This window comes from Arenibacter amylolyticus, assembly GCF_002150785.1.
GTDB lineage: Bacteria > Bacteroidota > Bacteroidia > Flavobacteriales > Flavobacteriaceae > Arenibacter > Arenibacter amylolyticus.
Genome location: NZ_MTAZ01000019.1, coordinates 190,236 through 211,138, shown reverse-complemented (window position 1 = coordinate 211,138; position 20,903 = coordinate 190,236). Strand labels below are relative to the sequence as shown.

The following is a 20,903-nucleotide window of genomic DNA, read 5'->3' as shown; positions in this document are numbered from 1 at the left end:
AGAATAAAGCCAAAGCGTTAAATTAATGAATCAGAAACCTTCTTCCTTTACGGTCCTCACTATATTCATCTGTCTTTCTATTATTGGGGCAAGCCTGATTCCTTTGTTAAGTGTACAGCTTACTCCAACACGCCCCAACAATTCGTTAGGGGTATTCGTTTCTTGGCAAGAGGCTTCGGCAAAAGTAATGGAGCAGGAAGTAACCTCAAGGCTAGAAGGACACTTCAATACCGTTAGTGGTATAGAAAACATTAGTTCGACCTCGCGAAAAGGGAGTGGTTCAATTTCTATGAATTTCAAAAAAGGGGTTGACATGGACGCCGTTCGTTTTGAGATTGCCAATCTCATCCGACAAAGCCATTCAGAACTCCCCCAGGGGGTCAGCTACCCCTCCTTATCCAGAAGTACCGCCAATGAAAATAGCGCTCCTATTTTAACCTATAGTGTCAATGCCAATGAAAGCCCCCATTATATTAAGAAATACACGGAAAATACCATCCTTCCTACATTAACGGCCATAAAAGGCGTAAATAATGTGGATGTACATGGAGCCACACCTTTTGAGTGGGTCATAGAATATGACACCAAAAAATTACTACAGTTAGATGTTTCGGCTGGGGAAATCCAAAATGCCATTAGAACTTATCTACAACAAAGAGCGCTGGGAAATACAACGATCCGTTCTGAAAATAATGATACTGACCAACAAATAGCCGTAGTACTATCGCATACATTAGAGGATGCCATCGATTGGAACAACATCCCTATCAAAAAAATAAACCATAGGATCATTTATTTAAAAAATGTTGCCACCGTCAAATTTAATGAAGGAAGGGTCAGCTCTTACTATCGTGTGAATGGGCTTAATACCGTGAATATGCTAGTGTATGCAGAAAAGGGCGCAAATAACATTGATTTGGCAAAAACTGTTAGAATGGCGGTCAATGGGCTAAACCAAGAACAACCCCCCGGATATTCTATAAAGTTGACTCATGACACCACTGAATTTATTGTAGATGAGTTACGGAAAATACAGAAAAGAACCTTGTATTCTTTTTTAATTTTATTGGTCCTCATTGTCTTGATCAACAAAAGTTTTAAATATTTAACGGTATTATTTTTAAGTATTGTCACCAACCTTCTCATTGCTGTTATTTTTTACTATGCCCTAGACGTACAATTGCAATTATACTCCTTTGCCGGAATTACCATTTCGTTTGGGATCATCATAGATAATAGTATAATAATGATCGACCACTTGCGCAATAAAGGCAATAGGAAGGCCTTTTTAGCAATATTAGCGGCAACTTTGACTACCGTTGGAGCACTGATGATTATATTTTTCTTGGAGGAAAACCAACGTTTGAACCTGTGGGATTTTGCCTTGGTCATTGCTATTAATATTGGGGTTTCCTTATTAGTTTCCTTGTTCTACGTACCGGCTTTAATGGATAAGATGAGGCTAGAAAAAAAGCGAAGCCGATTTTCCATTAAGAGAAAACGCCGGATCAATAAATTCACAAGAAGGTATACCAATACTATACATTGGATGGGGAAACCTAGGTTCAAATGGGCGTTTATAATGTTGTTCGTTCTTGGTTTTGGCCTTCCTTTATATATGTTGCCACAACAACTAAACGGGAATGGAAAATGGGCCTCATTATATAATTTGACTTTAGGGGCCGAGTGGTACACTACTAACCTACGTCCTACCTTGGACAAGGTTCTTGGAGGTACTTTGCGCTTATTTACCGAAGATGTCTTTGAAAGTTCTTATTATTCAGAACCAGAGCGCACTACCCTTAGGGTAAGCGGTAGGATGCCCGATGGCTGTACCATTGAGCAATTGAACGATGTAGTGTTGAAAATGGAAAATTATATCGGGCAATTTGATGAGATTTCATTATATAAAACCCAGATCAACGGTCCCAAGAGCTCCAATATTTCTATTTATTTTAAGGAAGAGCATGAATTTGGCTCATTTCCATACCACCTAAAAACATTGTTGGAATCCAAGGCGATCAGCTTGGGAGGTTTGGATTGGAGCGTAACAGGGGTGGGTCGAGGATTTTCCAATGCTTTAGGGACTGGGAATAAATCCCATAGGATAGAATTGGAAGGCTATAACTACGATGACCTTTACCGCTACGCCACTTTATTAAAAGAACAATTGGAAGAAAACTCTTCTGGCCGGGTAAAAGAAGTAGAAATAACAAGTGGAGGCTGGAACAGCAATAGCCTAGAAGAATATTACTTAGATTTTGACCAGGAACAATTGGCTATGGCGAATGTCTCACAAAATCAATTGTACGGGTATTTAAAAAATCAGGTTCTTTCCAGTAATATTGCCCACATAATAAATGATAATGAGCTGCAACAAGTGAATTTGGTGTCGGATACTTATCAGAAATTCAACGTATGGGATTTAAAGTATACACCAATTCCACTTCGCGGCAAACAATATAAGCTACAGCAGTTAGCTACTATTGAAAAACAAAAAACGGGGAATATTATCAATAAAAACAACCAGCAATACCGCTTAACGGTGGCTTATGACTTTTTGGGAACCTATCCTCTAGCTAATAAAATCAGGGAGGATAACGTAGCGCAATTAAAGGAGAAGCTCCCAATTGGCTACCGTGTTTTAGAGCAGTCCCATGGCGGTTGGAATAAGAGCAATTCTAAACAGTACTATTACCTTTTTGTAGTAATCTTTATAATTTTCTTTATCTGCACTATCCTATTGGAGTCCTTAACACAGCCTTTGACCATTATTAGTATGATACCCCTTTCCTTTATAGGCGTGTTCCTGACGTTTTTTTGGTTCGGATTTAATTTTGACCAAGGCGGATACGCCTCCTTTATTTTGCTAAGTGGTATTAGTGTCAATTCCGCCTTATTTATTGTAAACGATTTTAATAATTTAAGAAAACAATATCCACAGCGGAATATCCGGTCACTATACTATAAAGCCTTTAACTATAAAATTATCCCAGTGATTTTGACCATCGTTTCAACTATCGTCGGATTGGTTCCTTTTGTATGGCATGGGCAAAACGAAGCATTTTGGTTTTCTTTCGCCGTGGGATCTATTGGAGGGCTACTTTTTTCTTTGATCGGGATATACTTTTACTTACCCCTACTTATTGCTAAAAAATAACCATATACTTTCCTAAACGGTGTATGAAGATTTTGGCGTGTTTCTAGGGATCTTACATAAGATTATTTTATTATCTAATCTAAGAAGTTGAAAAATCATCTCATTTTTTTTGTTATACCACCAAATAGAACCAAAAAAGGACAATTTTTGAGTGAAAATTGAGTGCAAATAAAAAGAGGCTTACAAAAATTAACTTGTAAACCTCTGATTTTCAGGTCGGGGTGGCAGGATTCGAACCTGCGACCTCCTGCTCCCAAAGCAGGCGCGATAACCGGGCTACGCTACACCCCGAAATGGTTTCCCATTTTGACTTCTCAAAAAGCGGAGAGACAGGGACTCGAACCCTGGCGACAGTTACCCGTCGACAGATTAGCAATCTGCTCCGTTACCACTCCGGCACCTCTCCAATAATCTTCAAGATCGTGCATCGAAATGCGGTTGCAAATGTAGTAGTTCATTTAGGATTAACCAACTATTTCGACAACTTTTTTTATTAATTATTTATTCGGGATATTCCACCCTCAAATGATAAATGTTTATCAGCTTCTGTTTCAGCACTTTCTTGATAGTTTCTATCTCTTTAAACGTAATATTTGCATTTAAAAATTGATTCTCCGAAATCTGTCCGTCCACTATTTTCTCCACAAAATTGTGAATTCCCGAGAAAGTAGGGTCCTTTAAACTCTTGGAAGCTGCCTCCACAGAGTCGGCCATCATCAGAATTGCCGTTTCCCTAGAAAAAGGAGGCGGTCCTGGATACCTAAATTCCTCAATATCCAAGGCTTCCCCGGTTTCCTTATGCAGCTTTTCCTGTTTACGGTAAAAATAATACACCAAAGAGGTACCGTGATGCGTCCTTAGGAAATCGATCACCCTATCCGGAACGTTATTTTTACGCGCAATCTCTATCCCCTGTATAACATGGTCTATAATAATCCTGGCAGACTCCACAGGGTCTAGATCGTCGTGCGGATTAACATTGGTAGTTTGGTTCTCCGTAAAATAGGTGGGATTATTCATCTTCCCGATATCGTGGTATAAGGCACCAACACGCACCAACATGGCATTGGCCCCAATCTCATTGGCCGCCGCTTCCGCTAAATTAGCTACCTGCAAGGAATGATGAAAAGTACCTGGCGCCCTGTCCGACAACTCCTTTAGTAATTTTGAATTGGTATCCGACAACTCTAGTAAGGACACATCCGACACCAAACCGAATATTTTTTCGAAGATGTAGATCAAGGGCTGTACAAACAGGGTAATCATTCCATTTAATAGAAAGAATCCAAAGACGATCCATTGTATGTTATCCAAATTCCCTTCATGAATCATATGAAAGGCAAAATATCCTATAATGTAAACCAAGGTAATCTGTCCTACCGAAATAAATAAATTGGCTCTTTTGTACAATTCAGACACGGATAATATGGTCACTATCCCTGCTAAAGTCTGGAGAAAGATATATTCAAAACTATTGGGCACCACAAACCCCAATATTAAAACGGTAAGCACATGCACAAATAGTCCTAATCTGGCATCGAAAAAGGTTTTTAATATTAACGGCAAAATACAAAGGGGCACTACAAAAACAAGCCCTTCATTGTATTTCACAATAACCGTAGTCGCAAAAACCATTAAAAGGATGTTTACCACTATAAAAGTAATCTTGGTATTGTCTAGAAAAACCTCCCGTCGGTATTTCTTCAGAAACAAAAAGAGCATGGTAAGCACCATTGCCACCAGAACAGCATATCCAATCACTACAAAGTACTGATTATTCTGTCCCCAGAGTTTAGATTCATATTCGTTCTTTAAGGACTCTAATACCCGCAAGTCTTCCTCTTCTACCACTTCCCCTTTGGCTATGATGAGTTTCCCCTCGTCCACATTCCCCAGCGTATAGGAAATCTTAGAAAACTCTGTCTCTAACTCTTTTTTAGAAAGGTCCTCATTAAAGCTTAGATTGGGTTTTACTGAATTGAAGAATAGCTGCTGAAAGGCAGGTTCAAACTCTGACAGCTGTTGGTTTACCAAGATGTTCTCCACTACCCTACCTACGTCAGACAGGGTGTAAACGCTTTTAAACTGAAGCTTTTTAGCCTCATTGTTCTTTACTAGATACAAACTGCTCTTATTCCCTGGACGCCCTACCTTGGAAAGAATTCCATTAGTATAGAGTTCCGCCAGTATTTCCCTTGCTACTTGCTGGAAATGGGCTCGATCTAAATTAGAATAACTCGTATCATCAAAGACCTGAACAATCTCGGCTTGTATAACACTATCTACCTCTTTAACTATTTCTGCATCATAGTTGTAATAATCAACACTAGTAGCCCTGATCTTTTCTTTTTCGCTATTGATTTCCGCTTCGCTTTTTTTAATGGAAAAATCGAAGGGAGCATAGAAATTATCGTACTGCCATGGTTTCCCCTTTTGAAATTCGTATTTAAACTTACCCCCACGAGGAAATAAGAATACAATCACAAAAACAGCGAGAAAATAAAGAAAGTACTTATAAACCAAAGATTGGTTTTTATAAAGGCGGTCTAAAAACTTACGCATACTTAAAGTGTATATTGTCAAAAATAGAGAATATTAAGTTAAAACTAGGAATTCCTCTAATAACTCTCCCTAAGCAGCCACTTAACTCATTAATTTTCATAGGAAAAATTCATTGACGATTTAGTTCCCCAAAACAAACACAAGTGTAATTGACACCACTCTAAGGACATGCCTACAAGGCATTGGAAAAATACTACTGATATTACAAGGCGTTAGGCTTCGGGGTTTTAAAACTCCGAAGTGAGTAAAAATTCGGATTATTGGCAAGTTGGCCATCTCATTGCGCATTATTTTATTAATTTCGCAAAGAACCAAAAACTGAACTCAAATGAAAGATGTTGTAATTGTTTCTGTTGCCAGGACCCCAATTGGAAGCTTTATGGGATCATTGTCTACCATACCAGCCCAAAACCTGGGGGCCATTGCCATTAAAGGTGCCTTAGAAAAAATAAATTTAGACCCTGCAAAAGTACAGGAAGTACTTATGGGTAATGTGGTACAGGCAGGTGTAGGGCAGGCTCCAGCCAGACAAGCAGCACTTTTAGCGGGTATTCCAGATACCGTTCCTTGTACTACGGTAAACAAGGTTTGCGCGTCTGGAATGAAAGCGGTTATGCAGGCCGCCCAATCTATAGCGTTGGGAGACAACGACATTATGGTAGCAGGGGGCATGGAAAACATGAGCTTGATTCCACATTATATTCATTTGAGAAGCGGCCAAAAATTTGGTCCAGCCAGCTTGGTAGACGGAATGCAGAAAGATGGACTGGTAGATGCCTATGACCAACAGGCAATGGGTACCTGTGCAGACGCCTGCGCTACCGAGTATGAGTTTAGTAGGGAAGACCAAGATAACTTTGCCATACAATCTTACCAAAGATCTTCGGAAGCGTGGGAAAAAGGAAAATTTGATGACGAGGTGGTTCCCGTTTCGGTTTCCCAAAGAAGGGGCGAACCCGTTTTGGTGACCGAGGATGAGGAATTCAAGAATGTAAAAATGGAAAAGATTCCTACCTTACGTCCTGCCTTCTCCCAAGATGGTACCGTTACTGCCGCCAACGCCTCTACAATCAACGACGGTGCTGCCGCCTTGGTATTAATGAGTGCAGATAAGGCTAAAGAACTAAATTTAAAGCCACTAGCCACTATTAAAGCCTATGCAGATGCTGCCCAAGAACCTAAATGGTTCACCACCGCACCGGCAAAAGCGCTACCTAATGCATTATCAAAAGCAGGTATAAGCTTGGATGATGTGGATTACTTTGAGTTTAATGAAGCATTTTCGGTAGTAGGCCTCGCCAATATGAAAATTTTAGGACTAACGGACGACAAGGTGAACGTAAACGGTGGTGCCGTATCCTTGGGGCATCCCCTAGGCTGCTCTGGCGCCCGTATCATCATCACCCTCCTTAGCGTGCTAAAACAAAACAATGGAAAAATAGGAGCAGCGGCCATTTGTAATGGTGGCGGCGGTGCATCCGCAATAATCATAGAAAGAAATTAATTAGCTCTTGTAAAGCAAGCCCATGCAGTACGGTATTTGCCACCTAAGCCTTGTCCCGGTACGTTCCATACCCGACGACACAGGAGAAATGATAACCCAATTGTTGTACGGAGAACATTTTAAAGTCTTAGAACAACGAAAAAAATGGAGCAGAATCCGAATAGCGTACGATCAGTGTGAAGGATGGATCAGCAATCAACAATTTACTTTTATCGATGAAGTCCAGTATTTAGATTTGGATAATTCTAAATCCACTAAGATATCCACGGAACTTGTTTCCTTTATTGAAACCAACAATAGTGTTTTACTACCCATTGTCCTAGGTTCTTCCATTCCTCCTAGTAGTGTTTTAAACCATTATTTTGATGGCCACTATTCCAATGGATCATTAAATAAGGCACAACTGGTAGAAACCGCCTTGCTCTACCTTAACGCTCCCTTCCTTTGGGGAGGCAAAAGTGCCTTTGGTATTGACAGCGCGGGACTTTCCCAAATGGTGTATAAAATAAATGGATACCGCCTACTAAGGGGAGCGCAACAGCAGTCTACTCAAGGGGAGGCACTAAGTTTTATTGAGGAGAGCGAACCTGGAGATTTGGCATTTTTCGACAACCAAGAAGGAGTCATAGATCATGTGGGAATAATCATGGACAACAACTACATCATCCACTCGTATGGAAAGGTAAGGCTAGACCGGTTAGACCATACGGGTATTTTTAGCACGGACACCAATACCTACACCCATAGCCTACGAGTCATCAAAAAGATTATTTAAGCATAAAAAAGGGCCGTCAATTAAACTTGACGGCCCTTTTCCTTTTTACGGTTTCTATTGGCGGTAATTACTCTCCCAATAACTTTTTAACACGCATAAAGTTCTCATTATCACCCAAGGCTCCATAAATATTCTTAAGCTGGGTTAATATTGCCTGATTGTCTGGATTTTCCCTAACGGCATCCTCCAAAATAGTGGCACCATCACGGAACAAACTATCTTTTTGCTCCTTTAGCTCATCGTATCTAGCAATGTCCTTTTTAGAGTTACCCAAAGAGTTCATCTCATCAATCAATCCATTCCCCTCATTTACATAAGTAGTGGAAAGATTTAATTGAGCATTTACATATCCAGGGTTTATTTCAATAGCTCTTCTATAGGCTGCTCTTGCTTCTTCAATATTTCCTTGCTCCATATTAATCACCCCTATATTATAGAAAAGATCGGGATTATCTGGGGCAACTTCAGTAGCTTCTGCCATTAAAGCTTTAAACTTTTCCTTGTCCCCCATTTTGTAATATAGATTGGCCTCATTCAAAATTAGGTTTACATCCTTAGGATCTTTTGCTCTTGCATCCTTGTAGGCCTGCAATGCTTTATCATCCTTACCTAATTGAGTATAGATCAAGGCCACATTTTTAACAATCTCGGTTGTTTTAGAAGGAATTTTTTCTTCAATTGGATCTTTATAAGCTCCGGATTTAACCATTAGCTCTCTTTGAGTCTTATCCATTTCCTCTACCTCTCCGGTTTCTACATTGGTAGCCTTATAAACAATTCCACTTCCGTCGTAATTAAGGTCTTTCAACTCCTCATAATAGGAAAGCGCCTGCTCAAAATGCCCACCATTAACAGCACTACTAGCGGCATAATAAAGGTAGATTGTATCCTTAGGACTTAATTGGTACCCCAAATAAAGTTTTTCAGCACCTTCCTTAAAACGCTTGTTGTTATTGTCCTCTACGGCCAAGTTGACTAAATCTACGGTCATAGAAGAAAGGATTTCTTTTGCTTCTGCGCTATATTTAGACCTCCCACTAGCTTCTTCTATTTTGGAAACCTTTTTTAGGGAGGAGATGGCTTTGTCAAAAGCGTCTACTTCTCCTTTTTTAGCTAATTCTGCATGCGCCTTTCCTTTTAAGAAATAATACTGGGCTTGCATTCTTTCGTCTGCCGCATCAATTAAAGAGGATGCACTTTCCAATGAGGCTATCGCCGCAGAGGCATTTCCAGATCTTAGCGATCGGTCTGCGGACCTAATTTCGCTTTTTTGCGCGAATCCCACTACTCCGCAAAACATGGCGGAAAGTATTATGATATTTTTTTTCATTTCAACTGTATATTTAAATTAGTGTATAAACTTATTCTTTTTGCCCTTCATCATTATCAAGAGCCGTGCCATTTTCTGGATTAACGTCTACATCCAAGTTGTCCACATCTTCCAAATCCTCTTCTTCCTTCATCACTTTTGCTACTGCTGCAATGGAATCTTTCCCCTTAATATTTATAAGTCGAACTCCTTGGGTAGCACGTCCCATTACCCTTAAATCCTCTACGCTCATTCTAATAGCGATACCAGATTTATTGATAATCATAAGGTCATCGGAATCGGATACGTTTTTAATGGCCACCAATTCTCCTGTTTTTTCGGTAACGGAAATGGTTTTCACTCCTTTTCCTCCTCGGTTGGTTATTCTATAATCCTCAATACTGGATCTTTTTCCATAACCGTTTTCAGAAACCACCAGAATTTCCTCATCAAAATTATGAACTGCTACCATTCCTATCACCTCATCCTGCTCACTGTCCAGGGTAATTCCCCTTACTCCAGAGGCATTTCGTCCCATGGGTCTAGTCTTACTTTCCTCGAATCTAATGGCTTTTCCAGATTTTAAACCAAGGAATATCTGACTGGCTCCGGTGGTAAGTTTTGCCTCCAATAGCTCATCCCCTTCGCGGATTCCAATCGCGTTAATTCCATTTTGTCTCGGTCTAGAATACTGCTCCAAGGAGGTCTTTTTAACCACTCCTTTTTTAGTAGCCATAATTACATAGTGACTGTTAACGTACTCCTCATCCTTTAAATCCTGCGTAGAGATAAAGGCTTTTACCGTATCGTCGTTCTCTATATTAATAAGGTTCTGAATTGCCCTTCCTTTAGAAGTTCTGGTACCTTCTGGAATTTCATATACTCTCATCCAGAAACATTTTCCTTTTTTGGTAAAGAACAACATATACTGGTGATTGGTACTCACAAATAAATGCTCCAGGAAATCCTCGTTCCTTGTGGAAGAGGCTTTTTGGCCCACCCCGCCCCTATGCTGGGTTTTGTATTCGGACAATGGGGTTCTCTTAATATAACCTGCATGGGAGATGGTGATAACCACTTGCTCATTGGGTATCATATCTTCCATACTTAAATCCCCACCTGCGATATTTATTTCAGAACGTCTTCTATCTCCATATTTATCCTTGATCTCTTGGAGTTCTTCCTTAATGATCTCCATTCTACGCTCCTTCCTTGCCAAAATATCCTTTAAGTCGGCAATAAGAGCTATTACCTCCTCATATTCGGTTCTTAGCTTATCCTGCTCCAGTCCGGTCAACTGACGCAATCTCATATCTACGATTGCCTTTGCCTGAACTTCACTTAGCTTAAAGCGCTCCATCAATTTCTCCCTAGCCTCATCTGCATTGGAAGAGCCTCTGATGATAGCAATAACCTCATCTATATTGTCCGAAGCGATGATAAGCCCCTCTAGTATGTGAGCTCTATCTTCTGCTTTCTTAAGTTCAAACTCGGTACGCCTTACGACCACCTCATGACGATGCTCCACAAAATAGTGGATCATATCCTTTACGTTCAGTAATTTTGGCCTGCCGTTAACAAGGGCAATATTGTTTACACTAAACGAGGATTGTAGTGCAGTATACTTATATAAGGTATTAAGAACAATATTGGGAATAGCATCTCTTTTTAAAACATAGACAATACGCATTCCGTTCCTATCGGACTCGTCCCTAATAGAAGCAATTCCATCTATTTTCTTTTCATTTACAAGGTCTGCCGTCTTTTTAATCATATCGGCCTTGTTCACCAAGTAAGGAATCTCTGTTACCACGATACACTCCCTGCCTTGCACTTCCTCAAATTCGGCTTTCGCCCGTACCATTACCCGTCCTCTACCGGTATGGAAGGCTTCCTTTACGCCATCATATCCATAAATAATACCTCCGGTTGGAAAATCGGGGGCTTTTATATGCGTCATGATCTCGTCCACGGAAATATCGTGATTGTCTATATAGGCAATGGTACCATCTACCACCTCCGAAAGGTTATGGGGAGGCATATTGGTGGCCATCCCTACTGCAATACCGGAGGCACCGTTCACCAAAAGGTTAGGCACTCTGGTTGGCAATACGGTGGGCTCTTTCAATGAATCGTCAAAATTCAGTTGATGGTCTACCGTATCCTTTTCTATATCAATCAACATATCATCGGCTATTTTGCGCATACGGGCTTCCGTATAACGCATCGCTGCCGGACTGTCTCCATCTATAGAGCCAAAGTTACCTTGGCCATCCACCAACATATAGCGTAAACTCCAGTCCTGGGCCATACGCACCATGGAATCATATACGGAGGTATCTCCGTGCGGGTGGTACTTACCTAATACCTCACCCACAATACGGGCCGATTTCTTATAGGCACTATTGGATCTAACCCCCAATTCGTGCATCCCAAACAAAACCCTTCTGTGCACTGGCTTCAATCCATCCCTGACATCTGGCAGGGCACGTGACACAATGACGGACATTGAATAATCAATGTACGCAGATTTCATTTCTTCTTCTATGTTAACCGGAATTAATCTTTCTCTTTCTGCCATTTAAAATCTTCTCTAAAATTAGTTAAAAAAAGCACGACAATATACACAAAATCGGCACTACCAAGGCAATAAAGCTATACTTTTGTAAAGTTTTTATCAACACAACTAGCCAAAATTTTTATTCGCAATTTACAAGTTGTTTTTTACGTCAGAAAACCTTTTTTTGTCAATTGAGCAATTATATTTATAATTAGGTATAGTATTTGCCCTAGTTTAGTATAGATTTACTATTTTTAAAGTTGAAAGGATATTTTATGGATGATAATTTTTCCCCTAGAGTAAAAGACGTTATTGCTTACAGTAAGGAAGAGGCCCTTAGATTAGGGCACGACTTTATTGGAACGGAGCATTTAATGCTAGGACTGCTTAGGGACGGTAATGGGAAGGCCATTAGCATTTTAGATGCCTTGGACGTAGACTTAGACCACCTGAGGAGAAAAGTGGAAATTCTAAGTCCGGCAAACCTCAGCTCCGGCACTGTGCAGAAGGACAAGAAAAACCTTCACCTTACAAGGCAGGCAGAACGTGCTTTAAAAACAACGTTTTTGGAGGCCAAGCTTTTTCAAAGCTCTTCCATTAACACAGCACATCTTTTGCTCTGTATTTTACGCAATGAAAATGACCCCACCACCAAGCTACTTCACAAATTAAAAGTAGACTATGACGGGGTAAAAGACCAATTTAAATCTATGATTACAAGTGATGACGACTATATAGACTCCCCAACCTCGGAATCCTTTCCAAGCGATTCTGGCGACTCCCACGAGGAGAAGGAAAGCACCTTTGGTGCCGGTACTCCCAAGGGGAGCAAGAAATCCAAGACACCCGTTTTGGACAATTTTGGACGAGACCTCACCAGAATGGCAGAGGAAAACAAGTTGGACCCTGTAGTGGGTCGTGAAAAAGAAATAGAAAGGGTATCCCAGATTCTCAGTAGGAGAAAGAAGAACAACCCTTTATTGATAGGGGAACCCGGTGTAGGGAAAAGCGCCATTGCCGAAGGCTTGGCCCTTAGAATTGTCAATAAAAAGGTATCTAGGATTCTTTACAATAAAAGAGTGGTAACCTTAGACCTAGCCTCCCTGGTGGCAGGCACAAAATACAGAGGCCAGTTTGAAGAGCGCATGAAGGCGGTGATGAACGAATTGGAGAAGAATGACGATGTTATCCTCTTTATTGATGAGATCCACACTATAGTTGGAGCTGGTGGAGCAACAGGAAGCTTGGATGCTTCCAATATGTTTAAACCTGCTTTGGCGAGAGGCGAAATACAATGTATTGGTGCCACTACCTTGGATGAATTCCGTCAATACATTGAGAAAGATGGGGCCTTGGAAAGACGATTCCAAAAGGTATTGGTAGAACCTACCACTATTGAGGAAACCATTGAAATACTCAAAAACATAAAAGGAAAGTACGAGGAACACCACAACGTGCATTATACGGATGAAGCCATCGTTGCCTGTGTTAAACTCACCAGTCGCTATATGACAGACAGATTCTTACCAGACAAGGCTATAGATGCCTTGGACGAAGCTGGCTCTAGGGTCCACATTGTTAATATGGACGTTCCCAAACAGATTTTGGAATTAGAAAAAAAGCTGGAAGAAGTACGTGAATTGAAAAATTCGGTAGTCAAAAAACAGAAGTACGAAGAGGCTGCCAAGCTTAGGGACGATGAAAAGCGAATTGAAAAGGATTTAGCCATTGCGCAAGAGCGCTGGGAAGAGGATAGTAAGCTTCACAAGGAAACCGTAACGGAAGATAATGTTGCAGATGTAGTATCCATGATGAGCGGTATTCCAGTAAATAGAATTGCACAGACAGAAAGCAATAAACTTGCTAAATTACCGGAATTAATTAAGGCCAACGTAATAGGACAAGACGATGCCGTATCTAAAGTGGCTAAAGCTATCCAAAGAAACCGTGCCGGACTTAAAGACCCCAATAAACCGATTGGCTCCTTTATTTTCCTAGGACAGACCGGGGTGGGTAAAACACAACTTGCCAAGGTACTCGCTAAGGAATTGTTCGATTCCGAAGATGGCCTGATACGCGTTGATATGAGCGAGTATATGGAGAAATTCGCTATCTCTAGATTGGTAGGTGCACCTCCAGGATATGTTGGTTATGAGGAAGGTGGACAGCTTACGGAAAAAGTGCGTCGCAAACCATATTCCGTGATTCTCCTGGACGAGATTGAAAAAGCGCATCCAGATGTCTTTAATATGCTTTTACAAGTATTAGACGATGGATTCCTTACCGATAGTTTAGGTAGGAAGATCGACTTTAGAAATACGGTGGTTATCATGACCTCGAACATTGGGGCTAGACAACTAAAGGATTTTGGTCAAGGAGTTGGTTTCGGGACATCCGCAAAAAAAGCGCAGGCAGATACACATCAGAAGAGTGTAATTGAAAATGCCCTGAAAAAAGCATTTGCCCCCGAGTTCCTGAACAGAATTGACGATGTAGTTGTCTTTAATGCCTTGGAGAGAGAGCATATCCATAAGATTATAGATATTGAGCTAAAGAAATTGTACGCCAGAATCAAGGATATAGGGTACAACCTTTTCCTCTCTGAAAAAGCAAAGGATTATATTGCCGAAAAAGGTTTCGACAAGCAATACGGAGCAAGACCCCTTAAGCGTGCCATTCAGAAATATATTGAAGATGCATTGGCGGAGGAGATTGTAAACTCAAAATTGCAAGAGGGCGATACAATTCACATGGATTTGGATGAGGAAAAACAAAAACTCACCATTAAAATTAACAAGGCCGAGGAATCTTCCAAGACCTAAATTTTAATAACACAAAGGCGACTAATTGTATAAAAAAGTATAGTTAGATCAATGTTACACAGGTTTATCCAATAGACCTCAAGGAACAGGCAGATAGGAATCAATTTCCTATCTGCCTTTTTATTCCGCCCCATACTCTTTCCTATAATCTCAGCCTACCCCTACCACTGCCCTTTAAATAGCAATTCCAATTTAAAGATGAACCTATACCCCAACTACTGCTTTGCATCATTAAATTAAATCTCAGCCAACAGTAGCTGCCCACAGCTCTAAATCAAAAAAAGTATAAAAGGTAAATTTAAAATCCCGCGCAGACTACAACACCCTCAAGGCCTTACCGCCCTTTCCTATAATTAAAACATGATTATATCAATAGGTGTAAGAATTCAATCACAGATCCACCAGCTAGATTTCCATATAAACGATTATTAAGTCTTTAATCTAATTATTTTCAAAAAAGCTGCCCATAATTATACATTCGCCACCGAGACATTGTGTAAATTATTAATAATGAAAGTGGGAAAACCCAAAAAAACCATCATCGTTAGGGAATACCAACTGGAGATTGGAAAAGTACAAGTATTTGACGATTATATGATCGCAATATTTGACGAAGGAACCACTATAGATGTAGCGCGGTTTTTCCAAATCCTCGGTATTATAGAAATTCATTTTCGAGGAAGAAATTTTGGATTCATCAGCCTGCGCAAATTTTCGTATGCCATAGATCCTATGATCTATAACCAGCTTAGGGAAATAGATAACTTAAAAGCCTTGGCTGTAGTCTCACTTAAGGAGATAGACATGCACAATTTCAATATAGAAAAGCTCTTCTACAAAAAAAACATGAAATTTTTCATTGATACGGACAATGCCTTGGCCTGGGTAAAAAGACGGGTTCGCGCCTAATTTATCCCCTCTACTCGTTCATCATACATCTCCCCTAATCCTTTTTTGGCCCAATAGGCGAGTCCACCCCTTCCTCTAACGACTTAAAAGCCTTTCCTAAATTCGAAAAAATATCCGTAGCCACCATCGCTTGATAACCACATTGGGCTACTGCTATATCAGCCGCCTTCCCATGCAAATACACCCCCAAAATTGTTGCTTCTAAAGGAGGATACCCCTGAGCGATTAATCCAGTAACTATGCCAGTAAGCACATCACCACTCCCTGCTGTGGCCATTCCAGGGTTTCCAGTAGCGTTAACGTACCCCCTATCTTTGTATACCGTGGTGGTATGCGCCCCTTTTATCACTACAATACAATCGTACTTTTTAGAAAACGCCTTGGTTTTGTTTAACTTATCAAAGTCGTTCTTCCATTTACCCAATAACCGCTCTAACTCCTTGGGATGAGGCGTAAGTACGGTTTGTGAAGGAAGCAGACCAAGCAGTGATGGATCCTTAGCCATAAGGTTTAAACCATCCGCATCAATAACCAAGGGAGCCGTATTAGATGCCAAGAACTGGGAAAATGCTCGCAATGTTCGTGCATCCGTACCCAGACCTACTCCAATCCCGATGACGCTAGGCTTAAAATTGATCTTTATATCAGTGATTTGCTCCTCATTGTCATCGGTAAGGACCATTAACTCCGGAAATCCACTTTGCAGGGGGATATAACCACATTTAGGAACAAAGGCAGTAACCAATCCGCTTCCCGATTTAAGACACCCCTTTGCAGCCAATAAGACCGCACCTATCTTCCCATAACTACCACCAACAATCACCGAATGCCCATAGGTTCCCTTGTGCGAAAACTTTTCCCTAGGACGATACAAGCTAACAGCTTCCGACGCATCCACCAGTTGATACTTGGAAACCACCCCTTTTAAATACTCCTGATCCAAACCAATATCCAACAGTTCCCATCGGCTAATGAAGGCCCCCGTATCTGGCAGGAAAAAAATAAGTTTTGGCACTTGAAAACTAAGCAACAAATCACTTTTAATGGCTTCATCAGCTTTAGGCACCTTTTGGTCCATAAAAACTCCCGAGGGTATATCTACCGACAGCACAAAGGCCGAGGACTCATTTATTACTTGAAAAACTTTTAATATCCACGGAGCTACCTCCCTAGACAGGCCAATTCCAAAAATAGCATCTACAACAATCGCATCCTTTTCCAAGCGTGGCAGTGGGGAGTTTTCCTCCAAATATTTCGGCGCAACATTCAACTCTTTTAACCGATCTAAATTCACCAAAAACTCCTTGGACCGGTGTTCGCTGAAATTAATTATATAAACAAATACACTATATCCATGCTGTATTAAATACCTAGCCACCACCAGTCCATCTCCCCCATTATTACCGATACCACAAAAGATATGTATAGGGGATTTGGCTGCCTGCAAGTTGTTGTGCATCCAGTTAAAAATCTGAATTGCAGCTCTTTCCATTAGCTCCTCAGCGGTTATCCTCTGTCTTTCCAATGTGATTTTATCAGCTTCGTATATTTCCCGGGCGTTATAAATCTTCATTCTTCAAGAATATTTATTATAAATTATCAATCTCGTAAAAATTCACCTAAAGATTTGATAGAGCAATCAAAAATACTACATTTGATACTTTATATATATCATGACCTTGATAAAATCGGACATCATTTTAGGCAAATCACCATTCACCAATGGTACTTTGGCTATTACCGTTATCGGTACCACCACCCCATTGGGGTAAGCTACTACATATACGTCCGTTTTCTTTTTTCTCATAATTCAGTTTATTCTCTTAATACCATCGAACCATGAAAGTTCTAAAATTCGGGGGCACTTCTGTTGCCAATGCCAACAATATCAATCTAGTAAAAAACATAATTGCCAATCAGCAATCAGAGAACACCATCGTGGTAGTCTCGGCCCTTGGGGGCATCACCGATCTTTTATTAAAATCGGCCGCATTAGCTTGTACTCAGGACAACGCTTATAAAAGCGCTTTAAAGGAAATTGAAGACCGGCATTTAAGCACCATAAAAGAGCTGATCCCGATCCACTCTCAGAGCAAGATGCTCAGTAAGGTGAAAACCGAATTAAACACCTTGGAAACCCTTTTGGAAGGCGCTTTCTTGATAGGGGAGATCACCCCCAAACTATCGGATAAGATTGTTAGTTATGGCGAATTACTCTCTTCTTATATTATAAGTGAGCATTTTATAGCCGAGGGGATAGATGCTGCATATATCGATAGCAGAAAACTGATAAAGACAAATTTGGCGCATGGAAAAACAACGGTAAACTTTCAACTTACCAACAGCAACTGCGTTAGTATTCTAAAAAACCACGACAATAAGGTTCTCGTTATGGGCGGATTTATTGCCTCTTCCGTTTCCGGAGACGCCACTACATTGGGACGCGGAGGCTCGGATTACACCGCCGCCATTGTGGCCAATGCCCTAGATGCGGAACTATTACAGGTATGGACGGATGTAAGCGGCATGTATACCGCCAATCCAAAAATCGTAAAACAAGCAAGGTCCATTCCGCATATTTCCTATGAAGAAGCCATGGAGCTTTCACATTTTGGGGCAAAGGTATTGTACCCACCCACCATTCAACCCGTGTTAAGCAAAGGCATCCCTATTCAAATTAAAAACACTTTTAAACCGGAAGAGCCTGGCACCTTAATATCAAAAAATAAAAATGGCACAGGGAAGACGGTTAGAGGTATTAGCCATGTAGAAGAAGTAGCCTTGCTCTCCCTAGAGGGCTCTGGAATGGTAGGAATCCCGGGAATATCGAAACGCTTCTTTGAAGTGCTTTCCAATGCGGGTATCAGCGTAGTCCTTATTACACAGGCTTCCTCGGAACATTCTATCTGTGTAGGTATTTCCAATCAGGATACCGAGAAGGCAGTAGCCATTGTAAACGAAGCCTTCGACTTTGAAATATCGAGGGGTAGAATTAAACCGGTCATCGCCGAAAAAGACCTAGCCATTATTGCTCTAGTTGGAGACAATATGAAGAGTCACCAAGGGCTTAGCGGAAAAATGTTCAGTACGCTGGGCAAGAATAACGTAAATATTAGAGCCATTGCACAGGGCGCTTCTGAACGGAATATATCTGCGGTTATCTTAAAGTCTGATGTAAAAAAGGCTTTGAACAGCCTACACGAAGTGTTCTTCGAGGAAAATATAAAGCAACTGAACCTTTTTGTAATGGGAGTTGGGAACGTGGGAGCCAAGTTTATAGCGCAAATACAACAACAAAAGCAGTATTTAAAAGAAAAACTAATGCTCAATATCCGCGTTATTGGAATGTCTAATTCCAGAACCATGTATTTTGATGAGGACGGCATCCCATTAAAAAATTGGGAGGCACTATTGGCTTCTGGTCCAAAAGCGGACAAAGCCCGCTTCTATGACACAGTCATGAAGTTAAATTACAGGAACAGTATTTTTGTGGACAATACCGCCAGCGAAGAGGTATCTTCCACCTACCCTAATTATTTAAAAAACAGCATTTCTGTGGTCACCTGTAATAAAATAGCTTGTTCCTCCCAATTTAGCCATTATCAGGAATTGAAGGATTTGGCCAGAAAATACAATGCCCCCTTCCTATTTGAAACCAATGTAGGAGCTGGCCTCCCCATTATAGACACCCTAAAGCATTTAATTGCCTCTGGGGATAAGGTTTTAAAGATACAAGCAGTACTCTCTGGTAGCTTAAATTTTGTTTTTAATAATTTTAACGACCATACCACTTTTCACGATATTGTTAAAAAAGCTCAAGAGGAAGGCTATACAGAACCCGATCCTAAAATTGACCTAAGTGGAATAGATGTCATGAGGAAAATACTGATCCTAGCCCGAGAAAGCGGGAATATATTGGAGATAGAAGATATTGAAAATCAATCTTTCCTTCCCCAGGAAAGTTTGGAAACCACCAATAACGAGGATTTTTTCCGCACGCTAAAGGAACATGAGGAGTCTTTCCAAGCCCTCTACCAACAGGCGGTAGAAGAAGACAGTAAATTGAAATATGTAGCACAGTTTGAGGATGGAAAAGCCAGTGTTGGCTTACAACGGATCCCCAAGGGGCACGACTTTTACAACCTGGAGGGTAGTGACAATATTGTTTTGTTCTATACAGAACGATATCCCAACCAGCCGATGATTATTAAGGGTGCGGGCGCTGGTGCAGACGTAACGGCCTCTGGTATTTTTGCCGATATTATCCGGATAGGGAATTTCTAGGCCATTAACAAAACAATGCCCTTAGTAATCTTTACTTTTACCACTAAGGGCAGGATTGTAATTTTTTGAATTGATAAAAAATGAACAAAAACGAAATAAGAATATTCGCTCCAGCCACCATTGCCAATATATCCTGCGGATTTGATGTATTGGGTTTGGCTTTGGAGGCCGTTGGGGACGAAATGGTGGTAAGGAAAACTTCCGAAAAAGGAATTAAAATCACCAAACTAACTGGACAGGACCTGCCCACAGAGACCCTACAAAATGTAGCGGGAGTTGCTGGTTTGGCCCTTTTAGCAGCCAGTGAATACGATGGAGGTTTTGAAATTGAGATCTACAAAAAAATCAAGGCAGGCAGTGGTATTGGGAGTAGTGCCGCCAGTTCTGCTGGAGCCGTTTGGGCAATGAACGCACTTCTTGGCAATCCTTTTTCCAAATTGGAATTGGTGAAATTTGCCATGGAAGGAGAACGATTGGCCAGTGGGGTAGCCCATGCAGACAATGTAGCCCCTGCCCTATTTGGCGGATTCACCCTAGTACGCAGCTATCAGCCCTTAGATATTATTAATATCCCCACCCCACCCGCCCTCTATGCTACCGTAATACATCCACAAATTGAGGTAAAAACCTCCGATTCTAGACGTATTCTAAAAACCAACATATCCTTGGAGGATGGCATTAAACAATGGGGGAATGTAGGCGGACTAATTGCTGGACTATTTACCAATGACTACGACTTAATTGGGAGATCTCTAGTAGACCATATTGTAGAGCCCATCCGCTCTATTCTAATCCCAGGATTTGATAAGGTAAAAGAAGACGCCTTGGAAGCAGGAGCCTTGGGCTGTGGCATTTCCGGGTCTGGCCCCTCTATTTTTGCTTTAAGCGAAGGTGAGGATATTGCACGATCCGTTGCTGAGGCCATGAAAAAAGTGTATCAAAAGATTGGGGTAGACAATGATGTACACGTATCCAAAATAAATACTGAGGGAATAAAAATATTATAGTCGCACTAGCG

The 20,903-nt window shown here is 40.9% G+C and carries 12 protein-coding genes and 2 tRNA genes; 7 read left to right on the top strand and 7 right to left on the bottom strand.

The features are described from left to right. Window positions 1–25 precede the first annotated feature (25 nt). Complete coding sequence (locus BV214_RS09710) at window positions 26–3,160, top strand: efflux RND transporter permease subunit (RefSeq protein WP_086477299.1); 3,135 nt, start codon at window positions 26–28, stop codon at window positions 3,158–3,160. Window positions 3,161–3,376: 216 nt separating this feature from the next. Here BV214_RS09710 and BV214_RS09705 read toward each other — a convergent pair. The 3 genes from BV214_RS09705 to BV214_RS09695 all read right to left on the bottom strand — a co-directional run bounded on the left by BV214_RS09705 (window position 3,377) and on the right by BV214_RS09695 (window position 5,722). Further along, window positions 3,377–3,451 (bottom strand) — tRNA-Pro (locus BV214_RS09705). Window positions 3,452–3,482: 31 nt separating this feature from the next. Continuing rightward, window positions 3,483–3,566: transfer RNA gene (locus BV214_RS09700), tRNA-Ser, on the bottom strand. A 95-nt stretch (window positions 3,567–3,661) separates the two neighbouring features. Beyond that, window positions 3,662–5,722 (bottom strand): HD family phosphohydrolase, encoded by a 2,061-nt coding sequence (locus BV214_RS09695; protein ID WP_086477298.1) that lies wholly within the window; start codon window positions 5,720–5,722, stop codon window positions 3,662–3,664. Between the two features lie 328 nt (window positions 5,723–6,050). On the opposite strand from BV214_RS09695, the gene BV214_RS09690 reads away from it, so the two are divergent. After that, window positions 6,051–7,226 carry an acetyl-CoA C-acyltransferase gene (locus BV214_RS09690; protein WP_086477297.1) on the top strand — a complete coding sequence of 392 codons (1,176 nt, stop codon included), beginning with the start codon at window positions 6,051–6,053 and terminating at the stop codon, window positions 7,224–7,226. Window positions 7,227–7,248: 22 nt separating this feature from the next. Beyond that, window positions 7,249–8,001, top strand: coding sequence for a C40 family peptidase (locus tag BV214_RS09685; RefSeq protein ID WP_086477296.1), 753 nt, complete (start codon window positions 7,249–7,251; stop codon window positions 7,999–8,001). Window positions 8,002–8,068: 67 nt separating this feature from the next. On the opposite strand, the gene BV214_RS09680 is transcribed toward BV214_RS09685, so the two are convergent. Together BV214_RS09680 and gyrA are read right to left on the bottom strand one after the other, a co-directional pair. Further along, the gene (locus BV214_RS09680; RefSeq protein WP_086477295.1) at window positions 8,069–9,331 is read right to left on the bottom strand and encodes a tetratricopeptide repeat protein; all 1,263 of its coding nucleotides are present in this window, start codon (window positions 9,329–9,331) and stop codon (window positions 8,069–8,071) included. A 31-nt stretch (window positions 9,332–9,362) separates the two neighbouring features. Continuing rightward, window positions 9,363–11,891 carry a DNA gyrase subunit A gene (gene gyrA / locus BV214_RS09675; RefSeq protein WP_086477294.1) on the bottom strand — a complete coding sequence of 843 codons (2,529 nt, stop codon included), beginning with the start codon at window positions 11,889–11,891 and terminating at the stop codon, window positions 9,363–9,365. Between the two features lie 254 nt (window positions 11,892–12,145). On the opposite strand from gyrA, the gene BV214_RS09670 reads away from it, so the two are divergent. Further along, window positions 12,146–14,692 (top strand): ATP-dependent Clp protease ATP-binding subunit, encoded by a 2,547-nt coding sequence (locus BV214_RS09670; protein WP_086477293.1) that lies wholly within the window; start codon window positions 12,146–12,148, stop codon window positions 14,690–14,692. Between the two features lie 510 nt (window positions 14,693–15,202). Continuing rightward, window positions 15,203–15,601, top strand: coding sequence for an STAS/SEC14 domain-containing protein (locus tag BV214_RS09665; RefSeq protein ID WP_086477292.1), 399 nt, complete (start codon window positions 15,203–15,205; stop codon window positions 15,599–15,601). A gap of 34 nt (window positions 15,602–15,635) precedes the next feature. Here BV214_RS09665 and BV214_RS09660 read toward each other — a convergent pair whose 3' ends face one another. Then, window positions 15,636–17,174: an NAD(P)H-hydrate dehydratase gene (locus BV214_RS09660; RefSeq protein WP_086477291.1), complete on the bottom strand. Its 1,539-nt coding sequence runs from the start codon at window positions 17,172–17,174 to the stop codon at window positions 15,636–15,638. 75 nt (window positions 17,175–17,249) lie between these two features. Beyond that, complete coding sequence (locus BV214_RS16780) at window positions 17,250–17,408, bottom strand: hypothetical protein (protein WP_176328489.1); 159 nt, start codon at window positions 17,406–17,408, stop codon at window positions 17,250–17,252. Window positions 17,409–17,440: 32 nt separating this feature from the next. On the opposite strand from BV214_RS16780, the gene thrA reads away from it, so the two are divergent. Together thrA and BV214_RS09650 are read left to right on the top strand one after the other, a co-directional pair. Further along, a complete protein-coding gene (gene thrA, locus BV214_RS09655; protein ID WP_086477290.1) occupies window positions 17,441–19,885 on the top strand; it encodes a bifunctional aspartate kinase/homoserine dehydrogenase I in 2,445 nt (814 codons plus the stop codon). A gap of 80 nt (window positions 19,886–19,965) precedes the next feature. Continuing rightward, window positions 19,966–20,892 (top strand): homoserine kinase, encoded by a 927-nt coding sequence (locus BV214_RS09650; protein ID WP_086477289.1) that lies wholly within the window; start codon window positions 19,966–19,968, stop codon window positions 20,890–20,892. Window positions 20,893–20,903 lie beyond the last annotated feature (11 nt).